We start from the raw sequence: 15,511 nt of genomic DNA on the forward strand, positions 1-15,511 counted from the left end.
CTACTCGCCGGCCGCCCAGTCCTGGTACGTGGTCCGGCCCAGCGCGGCGTCGTCGCCGGGCACCAGCGAGCGCTCGGTCAGCTCGCTGCCGAAGTAGCGGGCGTGCTCGTCGGTGACCACCTCGCGCGGGTCGCCGAGGCCGGCCAGCGCGTCGCGGAAGAACTCGTCCATCCGGTACTGCTCGGGGCCGGCGACCTCGGTCCGGCCGTTCAGGGGCGTCCCGAGCGCGACCCGGGCGAGCGCCGCCGCGACGTCGTCGCCCGCGACGGGCCGGAACAGCACCGGTGCGATGCGCACCACGCCGTCGGCGGCCGACTCGTCGGCGATGCCCCGCACGAACTCGAAGAACTGCGTCGCGTGCACCAGCGAGTACGGCAGGCCCGACTTCTCGATCAGCCGCTCCTGGGCGATCTTCGCGGCGAAGTAGCCGTTGTCGGGCATGCGCTCGGTGCCCACGACCGACAGCGCGACGTGGTGGCCGACGCCCGCCGCCGCCCCGGCGGCCAGCAGGTTGCGGGTGGAGGTCTCGAAGAACTCCAGCACCGCGCTCCGCTCGAACGACGGCGAGTTGGAGACGTCCACCACGACCCGCGCGCCCTCCAGGGCCTCGGCCAGCCCCTCCCCCGTGAGGGTGTCGACGCCGGTGCTCGGGGACGCGGCGACCGCCTCGTGCCCCTCTCCGGCCAGCCTGCGCACGAGCTTCGACCCGATCAGGCCGGTCCCGCCGACCACGACAACCTTCATGACGACCTCCCTCATCGCCCGGGGCACCTCGTGTGCCGTCCGGTCGCCGGCTGATGTCATGTCCAGCCGGCGGCCCGGCGGCACCCGTCGTGACGCCTCCATTACCCGGCGATGTCCTGTCATGTCCGTACGGCCGGGGCGGCGAGGAGGGCGGCCCGCGCCCGCGGTCAGTCGTGCGCGGGCGGCAGCACCCCGGCGACGAGGGCGCGCAGGGCGGCCAGGGCCGCGCCGGCGTCGACGCGCTCGGGGGCGACCAGCCACTGCTGGTGGATGCCGATGCCGGCGCCGATGAGCGCGACGGCCAGCGGCTCCGCCGGCAGGCCCGGCGGCAGCGGCAGGCGTTCGAGCCAGCGCCTGCAGTGGTCGCGCAGCGTGTCGTGGATCTCGACGTAGCGGTCGCGGATGGGCGAGCCGGGCTCCAGCGCCTCGACCAGCAGGGTGACGAACAGCTTGGTGGTCGGCAGGGCGAACATCGCGCCGACGCCCTGGTCGAACGGCCCGAAGTCCGGCTCGCCCTCGGGGGCGTCGGCGAGGCCGTCGCGCACCCTGGCCACCGACCGTTCGAGCACGGCCAGCAGCAGGCCCTCCTTGCCGCCGAAGTGCCACGGGATGGACCCGCGGCTGATGCCCGACCGGGCGGCCACGTCGTGGAACGTGGTCTGCCGGTAGCCCTTCTCGGCGAACAGCTCGGCCGCCGCGTTGAGGATGAGCTCGCGGCTCTCGTTGCTGGTCTGTTCCCGTCGCGTTGTCACGCCACCTCCTCTGTGCTATCAATCGTATTCTATGTTGACCAACACAGAGGAGAGCCCCGTGCACGTCGCCATGATCGCCACGCACTACCCGCACGCCGCGCACCGGGAGGAGTTCGTCGAGCGGGTGCGCAGAGTGGCCGAGGCGTTCCGGAGCATGCCCGGCTGCCTGTCGGCGGAGTGCTGGCTGTCGGCGGAGGCGGTGGTGTCCATCGTGCGCTGGGAGTCGGACGAGGCGTTCGCCGCGTCGCTGGCCGCGCTCGGCGCCGCCGACGTCGACGTGGCCTTCGACGAGCGCGAGGCCCGGCCGCGCGAGATCGTCCGGCTGGCCGCCGCCTGAGGTCAGTAGCCCGAGGGACGGACCAGCCCCGTCTCGTACGCGAAGACCGCCGCCTGGGTGCGGTCGCGCAGCCCGAGCTTGACCAGGATCCGGCTCACGTGGGTCTTGACCGTCTGCTCGGCGATCACCAGGCGCTCGGCGATCTCGGCGTTCGACAGGCCCTGCGCGATCAGCGCCAGCACCTCGGTCTCGCGCTCGGTCAGGTCGCCCACGCGCTCCTTGAGCGGCGCCCGCGGCGCGCGGCTCACCCGGGCGAACTCGGCGATCAGGCGCTTGGTGACGTTCGGGGCCAGCAGCGCGTCGCCGGTCGCCACCACCCGCACCGCGTGGGCCAGCTCGGCCGCCGAGGCGTCCTTGAGCAGGAAGCCGGACGCCCCGGCGCGCAGCGCCTCGTAGACGTAGTCGTCGAGGTCGAACGTGGTCAGCACGAGCACCTTCGCCGACGCGTCCGGACGGGCGGCGATCCGGCGGGTGGCCTCGATGCCGCCGAGCTCGGGCATGCGCACGTCCATGAGGACCACGTCGGGGTCCAGCTCGGCGACCTTGGCGACGGCGTCGAGCCCGTTGACCGCCTGGCCCACGACCTCGATGCCGGGCTCGGCGTTGAGCAGCACGGTGAAGCCCTGGCGGACCATGACCTGGTCGTCGGCGATGAGCACGCGGATGCTCGTCATGAGGTGGCCTGAACGCCTTTCTGCGAGTCGACCGGCAGGAACACGCTGACCTCGTAGCCGCCGTCCGGCGTGGGCCCGGCGACGAGGTCGCCGCCCAGCATGGCGGCGCGCTCGCGCATGCCGAGCAGCCCGTGCCCGGCGCCCGGCGAGGGCCGCGCCGGCCTGGCGGGCGGCTCGTTGACGACCCGGATCGCCAGGGCGCCGGGCCGGTACGTCAGCCGGACCGCCACCGCCGCGCCGGGGGCGTGCCGCATGGCGTTGCTGAGCGCCTCCTGCACGATCCGGTACGCCGACAGCTCCACCCCCGGCGACAGCGGGCGCGCCTGCCCGGCGATCTCGGCGGTGAGCGTGACGCCCGCGCCGCGCACGTTGGCCAGCAGCTCCTCCAGCCGGTCGAGCGTGGGCTGCGGCGCGTCGGCCGGCTGGTCCTGCGCGCGCAGCACGCCCAGGACCCGGCGCAGCTCGGTCAGCGCCTCGACGGCGTTCTCCCGGATGCCGGCCAGGTTCTCCCTCAGCTCCTGCGGCGGGTCGTCCACCAGGTGCGGCGCGACCTGGGCCTGGATGGAGATCACCGACATGTGGTGGGCGACGACGTCGTGCAGCTCGCGGGCGATCCTGCTGCGCTCCTCCAGCAGCGTGCGGCGGGCCCGTTCCTCGGCCGTCAGCTCCTCCTGGGCCTCCAGCCGGGTACGGGTCGTTCTCAGCTGGCGCACCCCGGCCCCGACGGCGACCGCGACCGCGTCGGCCAGCAGGGCGGTGGCGCCCAGCCCGCCCCCGTTGGCCTCCGGCATGAGCACCACGATCGCCACCACGGTCAGCGTGGTGATCGCCAGCGCCTTGACGGCGACGCCGGGGCGTACCCGCAGCGCCAGCAGGAACAGCACGCCGGCCTGCAGGGCGACGCCCGAGCCCGTCCACGGGAAGGCGGTCGGGTCGGCGTGCGGGAAGGGCCGCCGCTCGAACGTCTCGGGATGCACCGTCCAGGGCAGGCTCAGGTGCTCCGACACGTACACCATGCCCGACCGCGCCCCGGCGACCATGAGGACGATCGTCGCCCACCAGGCGGCCAGCGGGCGCCACATCGCCAGCACCATGGCCGCCGCCATGGCCATGGCCAGCAGCGGGACGGTCGGGTCGATGCCCTCCCCGCCCGGGTACAGGCCCATGGCCAGCGCGTACAGGGCGACGGCGACGTGCGGGAGCCGGGACAGGGCGCGCGGGCCGCCCATCCGCGGCAGGGGGTCGGGGGCCATGGTCCCCAGGTCCGCGCCCAGCGTGGCGAGGGCCTTGCGCAGCCTGCTCATCCGCCCTCGCCCACGTTCGTTCTGTCCTGGCTTGCACCCTTGGTCCAGCTTACGGGTGAGCCGGTCACGATCCGCGCGAGGTTCGTCAGCGCCGTCGATCCGGCCGCCAGGTAGTCGCTGTGGCCGCCGCCGCCCGCGTCGAACACCCGCGCCCCGAATCCGGGCGCGACCGGGTCCGCGCCCAGCCCCAGGGTGCCGGACGGCAGCTCGACGGACGCGTGCGGCAGCCGGCCGACCCAGTCCCCGGCCGTGCGCGCGGCCCACACCGGCGTCCGGGTGCGCAGCGCCGCGGCGTCGGCCACGCCCGCCCCGGGGCTGCCGAACAGGACGAGGGCGGCCACATCCAGCCCCGGCGCGGCCCGGCCGCACACCGTCGAGCCGTAGGAGTGGCACAGCAGCGAGACGCGCGCGCCGGGGCGGAGGGCGCGCAGCTCGTCCAGGAAGGCGCGCAGGGCGGGGGCGGCCCGGTCGGCGCGGTCGAGGGTCAGCGCCTGGAGGCTCACGCTGCTCGGGGTGGCGTACCCGAGCCAGGCGATCACGGCCGACCGGTCGCCCAGCGCGGCGCTCAGGCGCATCGAGCCGCCGCGCAGCAGGCCGTACTTGTCGAGGGTGATGCCCGCGCCCGGGACCAGCACGGCGATCCGGGCGGCGGTGGCCAGGTCGCCGAACACCTCGACGACCCGGCCGGCGTCGCGGCCGTCGAAGGACAGGAACCGGCGGGCGGGGTCGGCCATCTCGCGCAGCGCGGCGGCCCGGCGCCGGTGGCCGTGCCGGACGGCGTCGCGCCCGGCCGCCAGGATCGCCGCGCGCCCGGCGGCGTACCGCCCGGCGAGCCCGGACGGCGGCGGCGCGACGCCGGGGACGGGCGCCGGCACCTCCCCCGACACGCACGCCGCCGGGCCAGCCACCGAGGCGGCGACGAGCGTGGCGAGCAGGAGGCGGCGGCCGCGGTTGCCCATGGGAATCCTTCCGACGGGGACGGTTCCCCCGACGCTACGGATCGCCCCCGGCCGCGCGCCTCCCGCTGCGGAGCTCACTTCCCGCGTAGCTCCCAGGTACTACGGGACGTACGTCACCCCTCCCCCAGGTCCTGCGGGCCGTGCGTCACGCCCTCACCGGGCAGGTGCAGACGGCGGCCCCGCCAGCGGGCGCGCAGCCAGCGGTCGTGGCCGGCCACCACGACCGCGCCGGGGCCGTCCGCGGCCAGGGCGGCCTCCAGCTCGTCGGCCAGGCCCGGCGACAGGTGGTTGGTGGGCTCGTCGAGCAGCAGCACGTCGGGAGGGTCGGCGATCAGCAGCGCCAGCGCGAGGCGGCGGCGCTGGCCGACGGACAGCTCACCCACGCGCAGGTTCGCGTCGCGGGCGCGGATCAGGCCGAGCGAGCGCAGCGGCACGGCCTCGGCGCGCTCCGGCCCGAGGGCCTGCTCGTAGGTCTCCCGCACCGTGCGGCCGGGGTGCTCGAACGCCATGTCCTGGGGCAGCAGGCCGACGGTCAGCCCCGGTCGCCGCCGTACCTGCCCGGCCGGCTCCAGGTCGCCGGACAGGACCGCGAGGAGGGTGGACTTGCCCGCGCCGTTCGGGCCGGTGACCAGCAGGCGGTCCCCTTCCCGCAGGTCGAGCCGGTCGAGCGCGAGCCGCCCCGCCACCCGGACGTCCCGCGCCGACACCAACGACCCGCCACCCCGGCCCGCCGCGCCGCCCCGGTCCCCCTCCGGGCCTTCGGAGGGAGGGAGGGGGGCGGTGAGGCGGGGGCGCAGGCGCAGTGGGGGCGGCGGGGCGGGGACCTGGTCGCGTTCCAGCTCGGCGAGCCGGCGCGCGGCCTCGCGCACCCGCCGGGAGATCTGCTGCTGCACCCGCCCGGCGCGGTGTCCGTAGCCCATCTTCTCGTTGTCGCGGCGCAATCCGTCCTGCGCCACCCGCCGCGCGGTCACCGCGACGGCGCGGCGCAGCTCGTCCAGTTCCTCCTGCTCGGCCGCGTGTCGCCGCTCCCAGCGTTCGCGCTCGGCGCGTTTCCCGGTCAGGTACGCGCTGTAGCCGCCGCCGTACCGGACGGGGCCGTCCACGGCGGGGTCGAGGTCGAGCAGGTCCGTGCAGACCGCGTCGAGGAAGGCCCGGTCGTGGCTGGCCACGACGACCACGCCGGTCATGCCGCGCAATTCCTCCTCCACGAAGACGGCGGCGTCGTCGTCGAGGTGGTTGGTGGGCTCGTCGAGCAGGAGCGCGGCGGGCCGCCTGATCAGCAGCGCCGCCAGGGCGAGCCGGCCGCGCTGCCCGCCGGACAACGACCCGAGCGCCCGCGTCCCCGGCACGCCGCCCAGGCCCAGCCGGTCGAGGACGATCTCCGCCCGCCGGTCGGCGTCCCAGGACTCGTGCTGCTGCGCCTGGTCGAGCCGGGCCCCGTACGCTTCGAGCAGCGCGGCGTCCTCCGGCGACCCGGCCAGCTCGCGGGTGAGCCGGTCGAGTTCGGCCAGGTCCGTGCGCGCCTCGCGCAGGGCGTCGTCGAGCACGTCGGCGAGCGTGTCGCCAGCCGCGAACGGCAGCTCCTGGTGCAGGAAGCCCAGGTCGGCGGGGCGGACGACGGTCCCGGAGTCGGGCTCGTCCACGCCGGCCAGCAGGCGCAGCAGCGTGGACTTGCCCGCGCCGTTCTCGCCGATGAGCCCGATCCGGCGGCCGGGGGCGGCGGTGAGCGAGAGGCCGTCGAGCACGCGCCGCGTGCCCAGCGTCCGGACGAGATCGTGGGCCAGCAGGACGTCGCCGGCCGGCGGGCAGGGGTTGGAGAGCATGTGAACCTCGGAGGAGGGCGCGGGCGCGCCGAAGCCGCCCGGTGAAGGGGACAGGGTTTCGGGGAACGACGAAAAGGCCCATGTCGGCGGCGCTCACGCGCGCACGCCGGGGCCGATCACCCTCCGGTGTCACCCGGAGATGTCGTCGTCACCTGCCATGTCCGGTCTCCTGGCCGTAGATCACAAACGTTCCCACCGTAGCCTACGTGCCGCACCCCGCGGACGGGCCCAGGGCGGCCCGGACGCCCGGGGTCACCGCCGCGCGGAAGGCGGCGTCGAGCTCGGCGGGCGAGGCGGCGGTCACGCCGTCCAGCCAGGCCCGCATCAGCCCCATGAACGCCCCCACCACGCACACCACCAGCAGGTCGAGCCCGGCCTGCTCCCGCGCGCCCGCCGCCAGCAGGTCGGCCCTGACCAGGTCGGCGACCACCTGCTCGCCCCGGGCGTACACCGGCCCGCCGCCGCGCCGTCCGAGCAGCGCGCGCACCAGCCGCTCCTGCTCGCGGACGTGCTCGAACATCGGCAGGCTGAACGCGAACAACTCCCCCGGCGCGCCGCCGCCCGGCGGACGCCGCAGGAACGCCAGCTCGGCCAGGTTGCTGAGCAGCACCTCCTGCTTGCCGGAGAAGTGGGCGTAGAAGGTGGAGCGGCCGACGTCGGCCCGCTCGATGATGTCGGTGACGGTCACCGCCTCGTAGCCCTTCTCCAGGATCAGCGACACCAGCGCCTCCCGGACCTGTCGCCGCGTGCGCCGCACCCGCCGGTCTCCGGACACCTTCCCCCTCCCTGTGCGCTATCGGACGCCACGGCCGATCTGCTCGTTGACCCGCGTCCCGTATGAACACATCATTCATTACCGAACAGGTTGTTCGGCAACTGACCGGAGGAACCGTCATGCTGGGAAGGCTTCTGCACCACCACGAAGAGCACGCCGAGTCCGGCGGCACCATCGACTACCCGCGCCGGTACGAGCTGCTGAGCGCGGTCGCGTTCCTCGGCGGGCGCCGGGCCGCGTTCACCCGCCTGGCCGCCGCCGCCGGGCCGCGCGCCGGCGACCGCGTGCTCGACGTCGGCTGCGGCACCGGCTACCTCACCCGGATCATCGCCCCCGTGGTCACCCCGAGCGGCCGGGTGACCGGCCTCGACCCGTCCCCCGAGATGATCGGGTACGCCGCCCGGCGCGCCCCCGCCAACTGCGACTACGTGGTCGGCGAGGGCCAGGACCTGCCGTTCCCGGACGGCTCGTTCGACCTGGTCGTCTCCAGCTTCGCGGTGCACCACATGCCCGTGGCGGCCAGGCCGGAGGCGCTGCGCCAGATGTTCCGCGTGCTGCGTCCGGGCGGGCGGCTGCTCGTGGCCGAGTTCCGGCCGCCGACCGGCCCGCTGGCCCGCCGCGTCGTCGGCGCGCTGGCCGGTCCCGCGATGCGCCACGACCTGCGCGCCCTGCTCGGCACGCTGATCCCGGGCGCCGGGTTCCGGGTGGAGGCCGAAGGCGACCTGCCGCACGCGCTGTTCCACATCCGCGCCACCCGTCCGTAGCCGCACGCGCTGTTCCACGTGAGAGCGACTCGTCCGTAGCCGCGCGCCCTGCTCCACGTCGGGGGCAACCCCGACCCGTCCGTAGGCCGTCGTTACGGCGTGAGCACGATCTTGCCGTGGGTGTGCCGACGTTCCAGCTCGCCGAAGGCGTCCCGGACCTGCTCCAGCGGGTACACGCGGGCGATCGGCACCTCCAGCTCGCCCCGCGCGGCGAGCCGGGCCAGCTCCCCGACCACGACCGCGCAGGCGGCCGCCCCTTCCCCGTACGTCCGCGCGCCGACCCTGGCCGCGCCCGCCCAGTCGCAGATCGTGTCGATCCGGTCGGGCCGCACGCCCAGCTCGACCGCCAGATCGACGTACCCGTCCCCGTAGGTGTCGATGAACGCGTCCACCTTCCCGCCGGTGGCCGACCGGATCCGCTCTGCCACGCCCTCCCCGTACGCGACCGGCACCACGCCGCGCCCCCGCAGCCAGGCGTGGTTGGCCTCGCTCGCCAGCCCGACCACCGTCGCCCCCCGCCGCCGCGCGAGCTGCACGGCGATGGACCCGACCCCGCCCGCCGCCCCGGACACCACCACCGTCTCCCCCGGCCCCGGATCGACCGCGAACACCGTGGCGTACGCCGTCGTGCCGGCCACGTACAACGACCCGGCCACCTCCCAGGGCAGCCCCGCGGGCCGCAGGGTCAGCGCCACGTCGTCGGCCACGACGAACTCCGCGTGGCTCGCCCTGCGATGGGTGAAGCCGAGCACCTCGTCGCCCACCGCGAACCCGCGCACCTCCGGACCGGCCGCCACCACCACGCCGGCCAGATCGCTGCCCTGCCCGGACGGGAACGTCGCCGGCCAGCGCCCGTGCCGCGCCCCCTGGCGGATCATCGTCTCGCCGGGCTGGATCCCGGCCGCCCGCACCTCGACCAGCACCTGACCGGGCCCCGGCGCCGGACGCTCGACCTCCTCCACCCGCAGGACGTCGATCCCGCCGTACTCGTGGAACCGCACAGCCTTCATCGCGTGATCACCCTCCTCGTCCGGACCGGCCCTTCGCGCGGCCGCAGCCCACCCTGCCGCTCCCGCGCCGGCGCCGGAACGGACCGCTCTTCCCAGGACCGCCGATCCCAGGAAGCGGCTTGACTTCAAGCGCACTTGAAGCCGCAGGATCCCGCACATGACCAAGAACCAGACGACAGGCCGTACCGGCGAGGAGACCGACGCGCTCATCGCCCTGCTCGACCTCGCGGACCACCTGCCCGGGGCGGCCGAGCTGCGGGCGCGTTCCTACGAGTTGCTCGGCCTCGCGCCGCGGGCGGCGGTGGCCGACGTCGGCTGCGGCTCCGGCCGCGCGGCGGCGGAGCTGGCCGGGCTGGGCGCGCGGGCGATCGGCGTCGACCCCGACGAGCGGATGATCGGCGTGGCGGCCGGGCGGTGGCCCGCCGCCGAGTTCCGGGTGGCGGAGGCGTACGCGCTGCCGTTCGCCGACGGCGAGTTGCGCGGCTATCGCGCCGAGAAGGTGTACCACGTCCTGGACGACCCGGCCCGCGCCGTGGCCGAGGCGCGGCGGGTGCTCGCGCCCGGCGGGCGGATCGTGCTGCTCGGGCAGGACTGGGACACCATCGTCATCGACTCCGGCGACGCCGCGCTCACCCGCCGGATCGTGCACGCCCGCGCCGACCTCGTCACATCGCCCCGCGTCGTCCGCGGCACCCGCAACCTGCTGCTGGACGCCGGCTTCACCGACGTCACCGTCGAGGTGCACACCAGCGTCGTCACCGACGCGACGCTGGTGGCCGTGCTGGCCGACCTGGCGGGGAAGGCGCGCTCGGCCGGGGCGGTCAGTGCGGCGGAGGCCGAGGGCTGGCTCGCCGAGCAGCGGGAACGGGCGCGGGCCGGGCGGCTGTTCCTCGCCCTGCCGCTGTTCGTGACCGCGGCCACGCGGTAGGCCCCAAGGGGCAGAGCCGGGTCAGGGCCGGGGCCGGGGCCGGGTCAGCGGCGGGGCGGGGCGAAGGCGGCGAGCTCGCCGCTCTCGTGCCGTTCGAGCAGGGCCTCGGCGCCGTGCTCAAGGGCGCGGGCCGCGTCCGCCGCGCGCGGGAGCATCGTGCTCTCGTACGCGGCCACGGCCTCGGCCACCGTGGCGGAGCCGGCCAGCGCGAGGGCGAGCTCGCAGGCGTCGAGCATGGCCAGGTTGGCGCCCACGCCGAGCGGCGGCATGAGGTGGGCGGCGTCGCCGAGCAGGGTCACGCTGGACGACCGCGCCCACACGTGCGGCACGGGCAGCGCGAACAGCGGGCGATCGACGTACGGCCCGTCGTTGCGGGTGATCATCCCGAGCAGGTCCGGCGACCAGCCGGAGAACGCGTCGAGCAGCCGGGCGCGGATCCCGGCGGTGTCGCCGGCGCTCAGGCCGCTCGCGGCGATCCACCCGGCGGGCAGGCGCTGGATGACGTAAACGCGGATGTGGTCGCCGCCGTTGCGCTGGGCGAACAGGGCGCGGTCGCCGTCGGCCGCGGTGGCGCCGCCCTGTCCGACGAGCGCGGCGAGGGCAGGGTGGGCGTTCTCGACGTCGTGGAACCACGCCTCCAGGAAGGTGACCCCGGTGTAGCGCGGCGTCGCGGCCGAGACCGCCGGGCGCACCCGGGAGAACGCGCCGTCGGCCCCGATGACCAGGTCCGCCTCGACGGACGTGCCGTCGCGGAAGTGCACCCGGCGCGGGCCGCCGGGCGGGCCGGTGACCTGCTCGACGGCGGCGCCCCACCGCACGGTCCCGGGCTCCAGCGAGCCGAGCAGCAGGTCGCGCAGCACACCGCGGTCGATCTCGGGCTTGAAGAGCTCGCCCGCGGCCGGGACGTGGTGGTCGAGCAGCCGTCCGGACGGGTCGAGCAGCCGCATCTCCTGCCCTTCCGGGCGGGCCAGCCGGAGGAAGTCGTCGAGCAGGCCGGCCTCGCGCAGGGCGACCTGGCCGTCGTCGGCGTGCAGGTCGAGGGTGCCGCCCTGGTCGCGGGCCCGCGGGTGGGCGTCGCGGTCGTGGACGGTCACGGGGATGCCGTGCCGTTGCAGGACGCGGGCGCAGGTGAGCCCGCCGGGGCCCGCTCCGACGACGTGGATGCGCGCGGTGGCGGGTGCGGGTGAGCGCATGACGGGACCTCTCGTTCGTGATCAGGGGTGGGTACGGCGAGCGCCGCCGTTCCAGAGAAGCAGAACGAGTATAAAAGTGCAACTGGTCAACTAATTCACTCATGCCACCTTTTGGTAGGGTGGGCGGCATGGACACGCCACCCGTCGCCGGCCGCCGCGAACGCAAGAAGGCCGCCACCCGCCGAGCCATCGCCGACGCCGCCCTGCGCCTGTTCCTGGAGCGCGGCTACGACCGGGTGAGCGTCAGGGACGTCGCCGAGGCGGCCGACGTGTCCACCACCACGCTGTTCAAGCACTTCCCCGGCAAGGAGGCGCTGGTCTTCGACGAGGAGGCCGACCGGGAGGCGGAGCTGGTCGCGGCGGTGCGCGGGCGTCCGGAGGGGCAGAGCGTCGTCGAGGCGCTGCGCCGGCACGTGCTGGCGTCCTGGCCGCAGGTCGCGGCCCATCCGCTGCGGGCCGGGTTCACCGAGCTGGTGGAGTCCACGCCGGCGCTGCTGGAGTACTACGAACGGATGTGGACCAGGCACGCCGCCGCCCTCGGCACGGCCATCGCCGAGGACGCGGGCGTGGCCCCCGACGACGTCGCCTGCCACGCGCTCGCCCGGTTCGTCCTGGACATCCCGGCGCTCACGCGGGGGCGGCAGGACCTGCGCGGGGCCGTCGAGCAGGTCTTCGACCTCCTCGCGCACGGCTGGCGCCCGCCGCGCTAGCGACCGGCGCCGGCCCGCGCCCTCAGACGGTCCGGGACGACCGCCCGCCGTCGATCCCCCACGACACGATCCTGACGGGCGTGATCACGATGACCTCCCGCGAGAAGTACGGCACCGGCGGCTCGCGGTCGGCCAGGGCCACCGCCGTGCCCCGGATCTCGATGCCGCGCACCACCCACGGGTCGACCGAGGCCAGGTCGTCCACGACGAGGGCGACGGTGCTGCCTTGCTGGACGTTCCGGAACTTCTTGGAGGCGCCCATCGCGTGCCCGCCGATGGTGATCGTGCCCGTGGCGGCGTCCACGAAGAAGCCGACGGGGTTGTTCTGCACGTCTCCGGAGGGGGAGACGGTGGCCAGCCGGCCGAGGTGCTGTCCGGCCAGGTAGTCGAGCTCTGCCTGCGTGAAAATCATGCGGGGAAGTATGCAACCTTGACACCGGCGTCACCCCAAACCCACCCATTCCATCAGTTCGAGTGCGGGACGATGTGCCAGCATTCGGCCATGAGCGACGACGATCTGATCGAGTTACGGCGCGAGATCCACCGCCACCCCGAACCGGCCGGCCAGGAGCGGCGCACCGCGGCCCTGGTGGCGGCGGCGCTGCGGGAGGCGGGCCTGGAGGTGCGGACCGGCGTCGGCGGCCACGGCGTGGTCGCGATCCTGGACGCCGGCGACGGCCCCGCGATCGGCTACCGGGCCGACCTGGACGCGGTCGCCGTGCCCGGCGGCGCCGACCACCTGTGCGGGCACGACGTGCACACCGCGATAGGCGTGGGCGTCGCGCGGGCCCTGGCCCGCGAGCGGCCCCCGGGCCGGGCGGTCTTCTTCTTCCAGCCCGCCGAGGAGACCTGCGAGGGCGCCCGCGCCATGATCGCCGACGGGGCCATGGATCCGGTCCCGCCGCGCGAGGTGTACGCCCTGCACTGCGCGCCCCTGCCCACCGGAACGTTCGCGGTGGCCCCGGGCTTCGGGCACCCCGGCCAGGACGTCTTCCGCATCGAGGGCCTGTCGCCGGCGGCGGCCCGGCGGTTCGAGGCGCTGGTCGCGGACCTGTCGACGGTGACGCCGCCGGCCACCCCGGAGGAGATGGCACAGCTGGAGGCCGACCTGCAGACCCCGGACGGCCCCCTGGCGACCTTCGTGTACGCCCAGGTCCACCGCGAGCACGACGCCGTGCAGGGGTGGGTCCGGGCCTGGCCGGACAGCCGGTACGACGACATCCGCGCGTTGCTGCGCGCCGAGGCCGGGTCCCGCCTGCGGTTCCTCGACCATCACCCGTCGTCGGTCAACTCTCCGGAGCACGCCAGGGCCGGCGCGCGGCACCTGGACGCCCTGCTGCTGCACGCGTCCTATCCGTTCAACGGGGAGGATTTCGGGCTGTTCCTGGAGCGGGCGCCGGGGGCGATGTTCTTCTTCGGCGTGGGCGAGCAGGGCGTGCCGCACGACCCGGACTTCGTGCCGGACGAGCGGGCGATCGCCCTCGGCGTCGAGGCGATGGCCGGGTTCCTGCGCGCCCGCGGCGAGGCGCTCTGACGTTCCCCGGCCCGTCTCCCGGCCCGGCGGATCGGGCGTGCGACGGGCCGGGGACGGGCCGGGGACGAGCGGGTCAGCGGCGGGACAGCCGCAGCGGGAAGGTGCCGGGCCCGACGCCGCCGAGCGTGGCGGTGTAGGCCGCGAGGTACCGGTCCAGGTACGGCGAGCGGTCACCCTGGGTGGGCACGTCGTGCCGCGTGGCCAGCAGGTCCAGGCTCAGCCGCGCCCCGGAGACCTTGATCGTGTTGCCCGAGGGCACGTCCAGCCAGCCGTTGGACTCGATGGTGCCGATCTGCACGCCCAGCCGGTGGCCCGGCTCGAAGGTCCAGTCGGCCGACTTCAGGTCGAACGCGACCGGGCCGCGGCGCTCCAGCAGCGCCACGTTCTCGTCGAACATCGTCGCCCTGCCGTCGGGGGCGACGTCCCACAGGCGGACCATGACGTTGCCGTTCGTGCTCGCGTCGAGCCTGATCCGCGGCGTGCCGGTGAGCCTGAGCCGCTCGGCGGCGGGCGTGGACCAGGTCCAGAAGCTGCCCGAGGCGGCCGCGCTCTGCCTGGCCGAGCTCTTCTCGGCGGTGGAGAGCGGTTCGAGCGGCGGCGCGTGCTCCATGTCCCAGCGGCCGGAGGGGGCGGTGGTCGCCGTCGCCGCGGCGCCGCCGCCGTCGTCCAGGTACGCGCCGGCCGACAGCCGGGCCTCGTACGACGTCGTGACCACCGGCCAGGTCGGCTGGGCGCGCCACCCGCCGAGACTGTCCTCGATCGCGTACGCCGGGTCGACCGCCGAGGGTCGCACGCCGCGCAGGTACTGGTCGTAGAACCGCATCACCTCGTCGAACCAGCCGGCCCGTCCCTGCAGCAGCCGGCCCTGGGCGTCGGTGTCGTTGCCGCGCACGTGCTCCCACTGGCCGAGCCAGCCGCGTTCGCGCCCGCGGTGGTTGTCCAGGTAGACCTCCATGTCCTCGGGCTTGGTGTTGGGCTCGATGAAGCCCTGGGTGACCAGCAGCGGCGTGCTGGTGCCGGCCGCCCGGTCGGCCAGATCGCGCGCCCGCCAGTACGCCGAGCGCAGGTCGGGATCGTTGTTGTTGGTGATGTTGTCGGACAGGCAGGCGGGGTGGGCGGTCTCGTACTGGGCGTTCGCCTTGTACCGGTCGCTGTCGCCGGCCATCGGCGCCATCGTCGCGATCGAGTTGTACGCCTCCGGCGTGCCCGTGACGTTGGGCCGCGGGACCTTGTTGCTGAACAGGTAGTTGTACATGTTCCAGACCGGCTCCTGGGCGACGACCGCCTTCAGGCTCGGCAGCCTGAGGTTGTTGCCGACCAGGCCGGTGACCGCGTCGTACGACTTGCCGTACATGCCGACCTTGCCGGTCGACCAGGGCTGGGCCGCCGACCACTCGACGGCGGCCCGCACGTCGGCCTGCTCGCCCGGCCCGACCCAGTCGAGGCAGCCGGTGCTGCCGCCGAAGCCGCGCAGGTCGACCATCACGAAGGTGTAGCCGCGGGCCATCAGCCCGGCGCCGTCCACGAAGTCGCGGAACCGCGCCGACGGCCCGACCTGGTCCCATCCCTCCGGGCCGGTCTGCCCGGCGTGGGCGAAGTAGGGGCCGACCGAGACGATCACCGGCGTCCGCGCGCCGGCCGGCAGGTGCGCCGGGCGCAGCACGTCGGCGTGCAGCTCGACGCCGCTGCCGTCGGCTGAGGGGAAGTACGCCTCCGACCACGCGGCGCCCGCGGGGACGCGGGGGTTCTCCTCGTGCGTCACCCCCGGGGCCGTGGTCCCGGCCGTGGTCCCGGCCGTGGTCCGGGCCGTGGTCCGGGCCGAGGCAGGCGGGCCGCCCGCGGCGAGGGTGGTGATCGTGACCAGGACGCCGGCCGCCACAGTGGCCGTCGCCTTCCCGCGGATGTTCATCGACTCTCCCCGTGCATAGGTGTGCCGGCGGCGTCCGAACGAGCGTGCATCACTCATATGCCAGCGGGCACGCCCAGGCAAGCCCCGCCACACCC

General features: G+C 75.1%; 16 protein-coding genes. 5 read left to right on the forward strand and 11 right to left on the reverse strand.

Features of this window, described 5'->3' with window-relative positions:
- The gene (locus tag ACIBK9_RS12480; RefSeq protein ID WP_397157617.1) at nt 1–744 is read right to left on the reverse strand and encodes an SDR family oxidoreductase; all 744 of its coding nucleotides are present in this window, start codon (nt 742–744) and stop codon (nt 1–3) included.
- A 167-nt stretch (nt 745–911) separates the two neighbouring features.
- A complete protein-coding gene (locus tag ACIBK9_RS12485) occupies nt 912–1,496 on the reverse strand; it encodes a TetR/AcrR family transcriptional regulator (RefSeq protein ID WP_397157619.1) in 585 nt (194 codons plus the stop codon).
- A 31-nt stretch (nt 1,497–1,527) separates the two neighbouring features.
- Here ACIBK9_RS12485 and ACIBK9_RS12490 point away from each other — a divergent pair, with 31 nt between their 5' ends.
- Nucleotides 1,528–1,833: an antibiotic biosynthesis monooxygenase family protein gene (locus ACIBK9_RS12490; protein ID WP_397157621.1), complete on the forward strand. Its 306-nt coding sequence runs from the start codon at nt 1,528–1,530 to the stop codon at nt 1,831–1,833.
- Nucleotides 1,834–1,835: 2 nt separating this feature from the next.
- Here the strand turns inward: ACIBK9_RS12490 and ACIBK9_RS12495 are convergent, their stop codons facing one another.
- The 5 genes from ACIBK9_RS12495 to ACIBK9_RS12515 all read right to left on the reverse strand — a co-directional run bounded on the left by ACIBK9_RS12495 (nt 1,836) and on the right by ACIBK9_RS12515 (nt 7,368).
- Complete coding sequence (locus ACIBK9_RS12495) at nt 1,836–2,507, reverse strand: response regulator transcription factor (RefSeq protein WP_358297365.1); 672 nt, start codon at nt 2,505–2,507, stop codon at nt 1,836–1,838.
- Nucleotides 2,504–3,811, reverse strand: coding sequence for a sensor histidine kinase (locus tag ACIBK9_RS12500; protein ID WP_397157624.1), 1,308 nt, complete (start codon nt 3,809–3,811; stop codon nt 2,504–2,506). The genes ACIBK9_RS12495 and ACIBK9_RS12500 overlap by 4 nt, the downstream gene beginning before the upstream one ends.
- Nucleotides 3,808–4,770, reverse strand: coding sequence for an alpha/beta hydrolase (locus tag ACIBK9_RS12505; protein ID WP_397157626.1), 963 nt, complete (start codon nt 4,768–4,770; stop codon nt 3,808–3,810). The genes ACIBK9_RS12500 and ACIBK9_RS12505 overlap by 4 nt, the downstream gene beginning before the upstream one ends.
- A gap of 113 nt (nt 4,771–4,883) precedes the next feature.
- A complete protein-coding gene (locus tag ACIBK9_RS12510) occupies nt 4,884–6,593 on the reverse strand; it encodes an ABC-F family ATP-binding cassette domain-containing protein (RefSeq protein WP_397157628.1) in 1,710 nt (569 codons plus the stop codon).
- Nucleotides 6,594–6,795: 202 nt separating this feature from the next.
- The gene (locus ACIBK9_RS12515; protein ID WP_397157630.1) at nt 6,796–7,368 is read right to left on the reverse strand and encodes a TetR/AcrR family transcriptional regulator; all 573 of its coding nucleotides are present in this window, start codon (nt 7,366–7,368) and stop codon (nt 6,796–6,798) included.
- Nucleotides 7,369–7,487: 119 nt separating this feature from the next.
- Here ACIBK9_RS12515 and ACIBK9_RS12520 point away from each other — a divergent pair, with 119 nt between their 5' ends.
- Nucleotides 7,488–8,132 (forward strand): class I SAM-dependent methyltransferase, encoded by a 645-nt coding sequence (locus ACIBK9_RS12520; RefSeq protein ID WP_387683050.1) that lies wholly within the window; start codon nt 7,488–7,490, stop codon nt 8,130–8,132.
- Nucleotides 8,133–8,224: 92 nt separating this feature from the next.
- Here ACIBK9_RS12520 and ACIBK9_RS12525 read toward each other — a convergent pair whose 3' ends face one another.
- A complete protein-coding gene (locus tag ACIBK9_RS12525; RefSeq protein ID WP_397157632.1) occupies nt 8,225–9,142 on the reverse strand; it encodes an NADP-dependent oxidoreductase in 918 nt (305 codons plus the stop codon).
- Nucleotides 9,143–9,299: 157 nt separating this feature from the next.
- Here ACIBK9_RS12525 and ACIBK9_RS12530 point away from each other — a divergent pair, with 157 nt between their 5' ends.
- On the forward strand, nt 9,300–10,070 hold the full coding sequence (locus tag ACIBK9_RS12530) for a methyltransferase domain-containing protein (protein ID WP_397157634.1): 771 nt from the start codon (nt 9,300–9,302) through the stop codon (nt 10,068–10,070).
- Nucleotides 10,071–10,114: 44 nt separating this feature from the next.
- On the opposite strand, the gene ACIBK9_RS12535 is transcribed toward ACIBK9_RS12530, so the two are convergent.
- On the reverse strand, nt 10,115–11,263 hold the full coding sequence (locus ACIBK9_RS12535; RefSeq protein WP_397157636.1) for an FAD-dependent oxidoreductase: 1,149 nt from the start codon (nt 11,261–11,263) through the stop codon (nt 10,115–10,117).
- 128 nt (nt 11,264–11,391) lie between these two features.
- Between ACIBK9_RS12535 and ACIBK9_RS12540 the strand changes: the two genes are divergently transcribed.
- A complete protein-coding gene (locus tag ACIBK9_RS12540) occupies nt 11,392–11,973 on the forward strand; it encodes a TetR/AcrR family transcriptional regulator (RefSeq protein ID WP_397157638.1) in 582 nt (193 codons plus the stop codon).
- Between the two features lie 22 nt (nt 11,974–11,995).
- Here ACIBK9_RS12540 and ACIBK9_RS12545 read toward each other — a convergent pair whose 3' ends face one another.
- Entirely contained in the window at nt 11,996–12,385 is a 390-nt protein-coding gene (locus ACIBK9_RS12545) for a PPOX class F420-dependent oxidoreductase (RefSeq protein WP_397157640.1), read from the reverse strand.
- Nucleotides 12,386–12,475: 90 nt separating this feature from the next.
- On the opposite strand from ACIBK9_RS12545, the gene ACIBK9_RS12550 reads away from it, so the two are divergent.
- Nucleotides 12,476–13,507 (forward strand): M20 family metallopeptidase, encoded by a 1,032-nt coding sequence (locus ACIBK9_RS12550; RefSeq protein WP_397157642.1) that lies wholly within the window; start codon nt 12,476–12,478, stop codon nt 13,505–13,507.
- 73 nt (nt 13,508–13,580) lie between these two features.
- On the opposite strand, the gene ACIBK9_RS12555 is transcribed toward ACIBK9_RS12550, so the two are convergent.
- Nucleotides 13,581–15,416, reverse strand: coding sequence for a CocE/NonD family hydrolase (locus tag ACIBK9_RS12555; protein WP_397157644.1), 1,836 nt, complete (start codon nt 15,414–15,416; stop codon nt 13,581–13,583).
- Between the last annotated feature and the right edge of the window lie 95 nt (nt 15,417–15,511).

Origin of the sequence: Nonomuraea sp. NPDC050227, assembly GCF_044459705.1 — a bacterium.
Taxonomy (GTDB): domain Bacteria; phylum Actinomycetota; class Actinomycetes; order Streptosporangiales; family Streptosporangiaceae; genus Nonomuraea.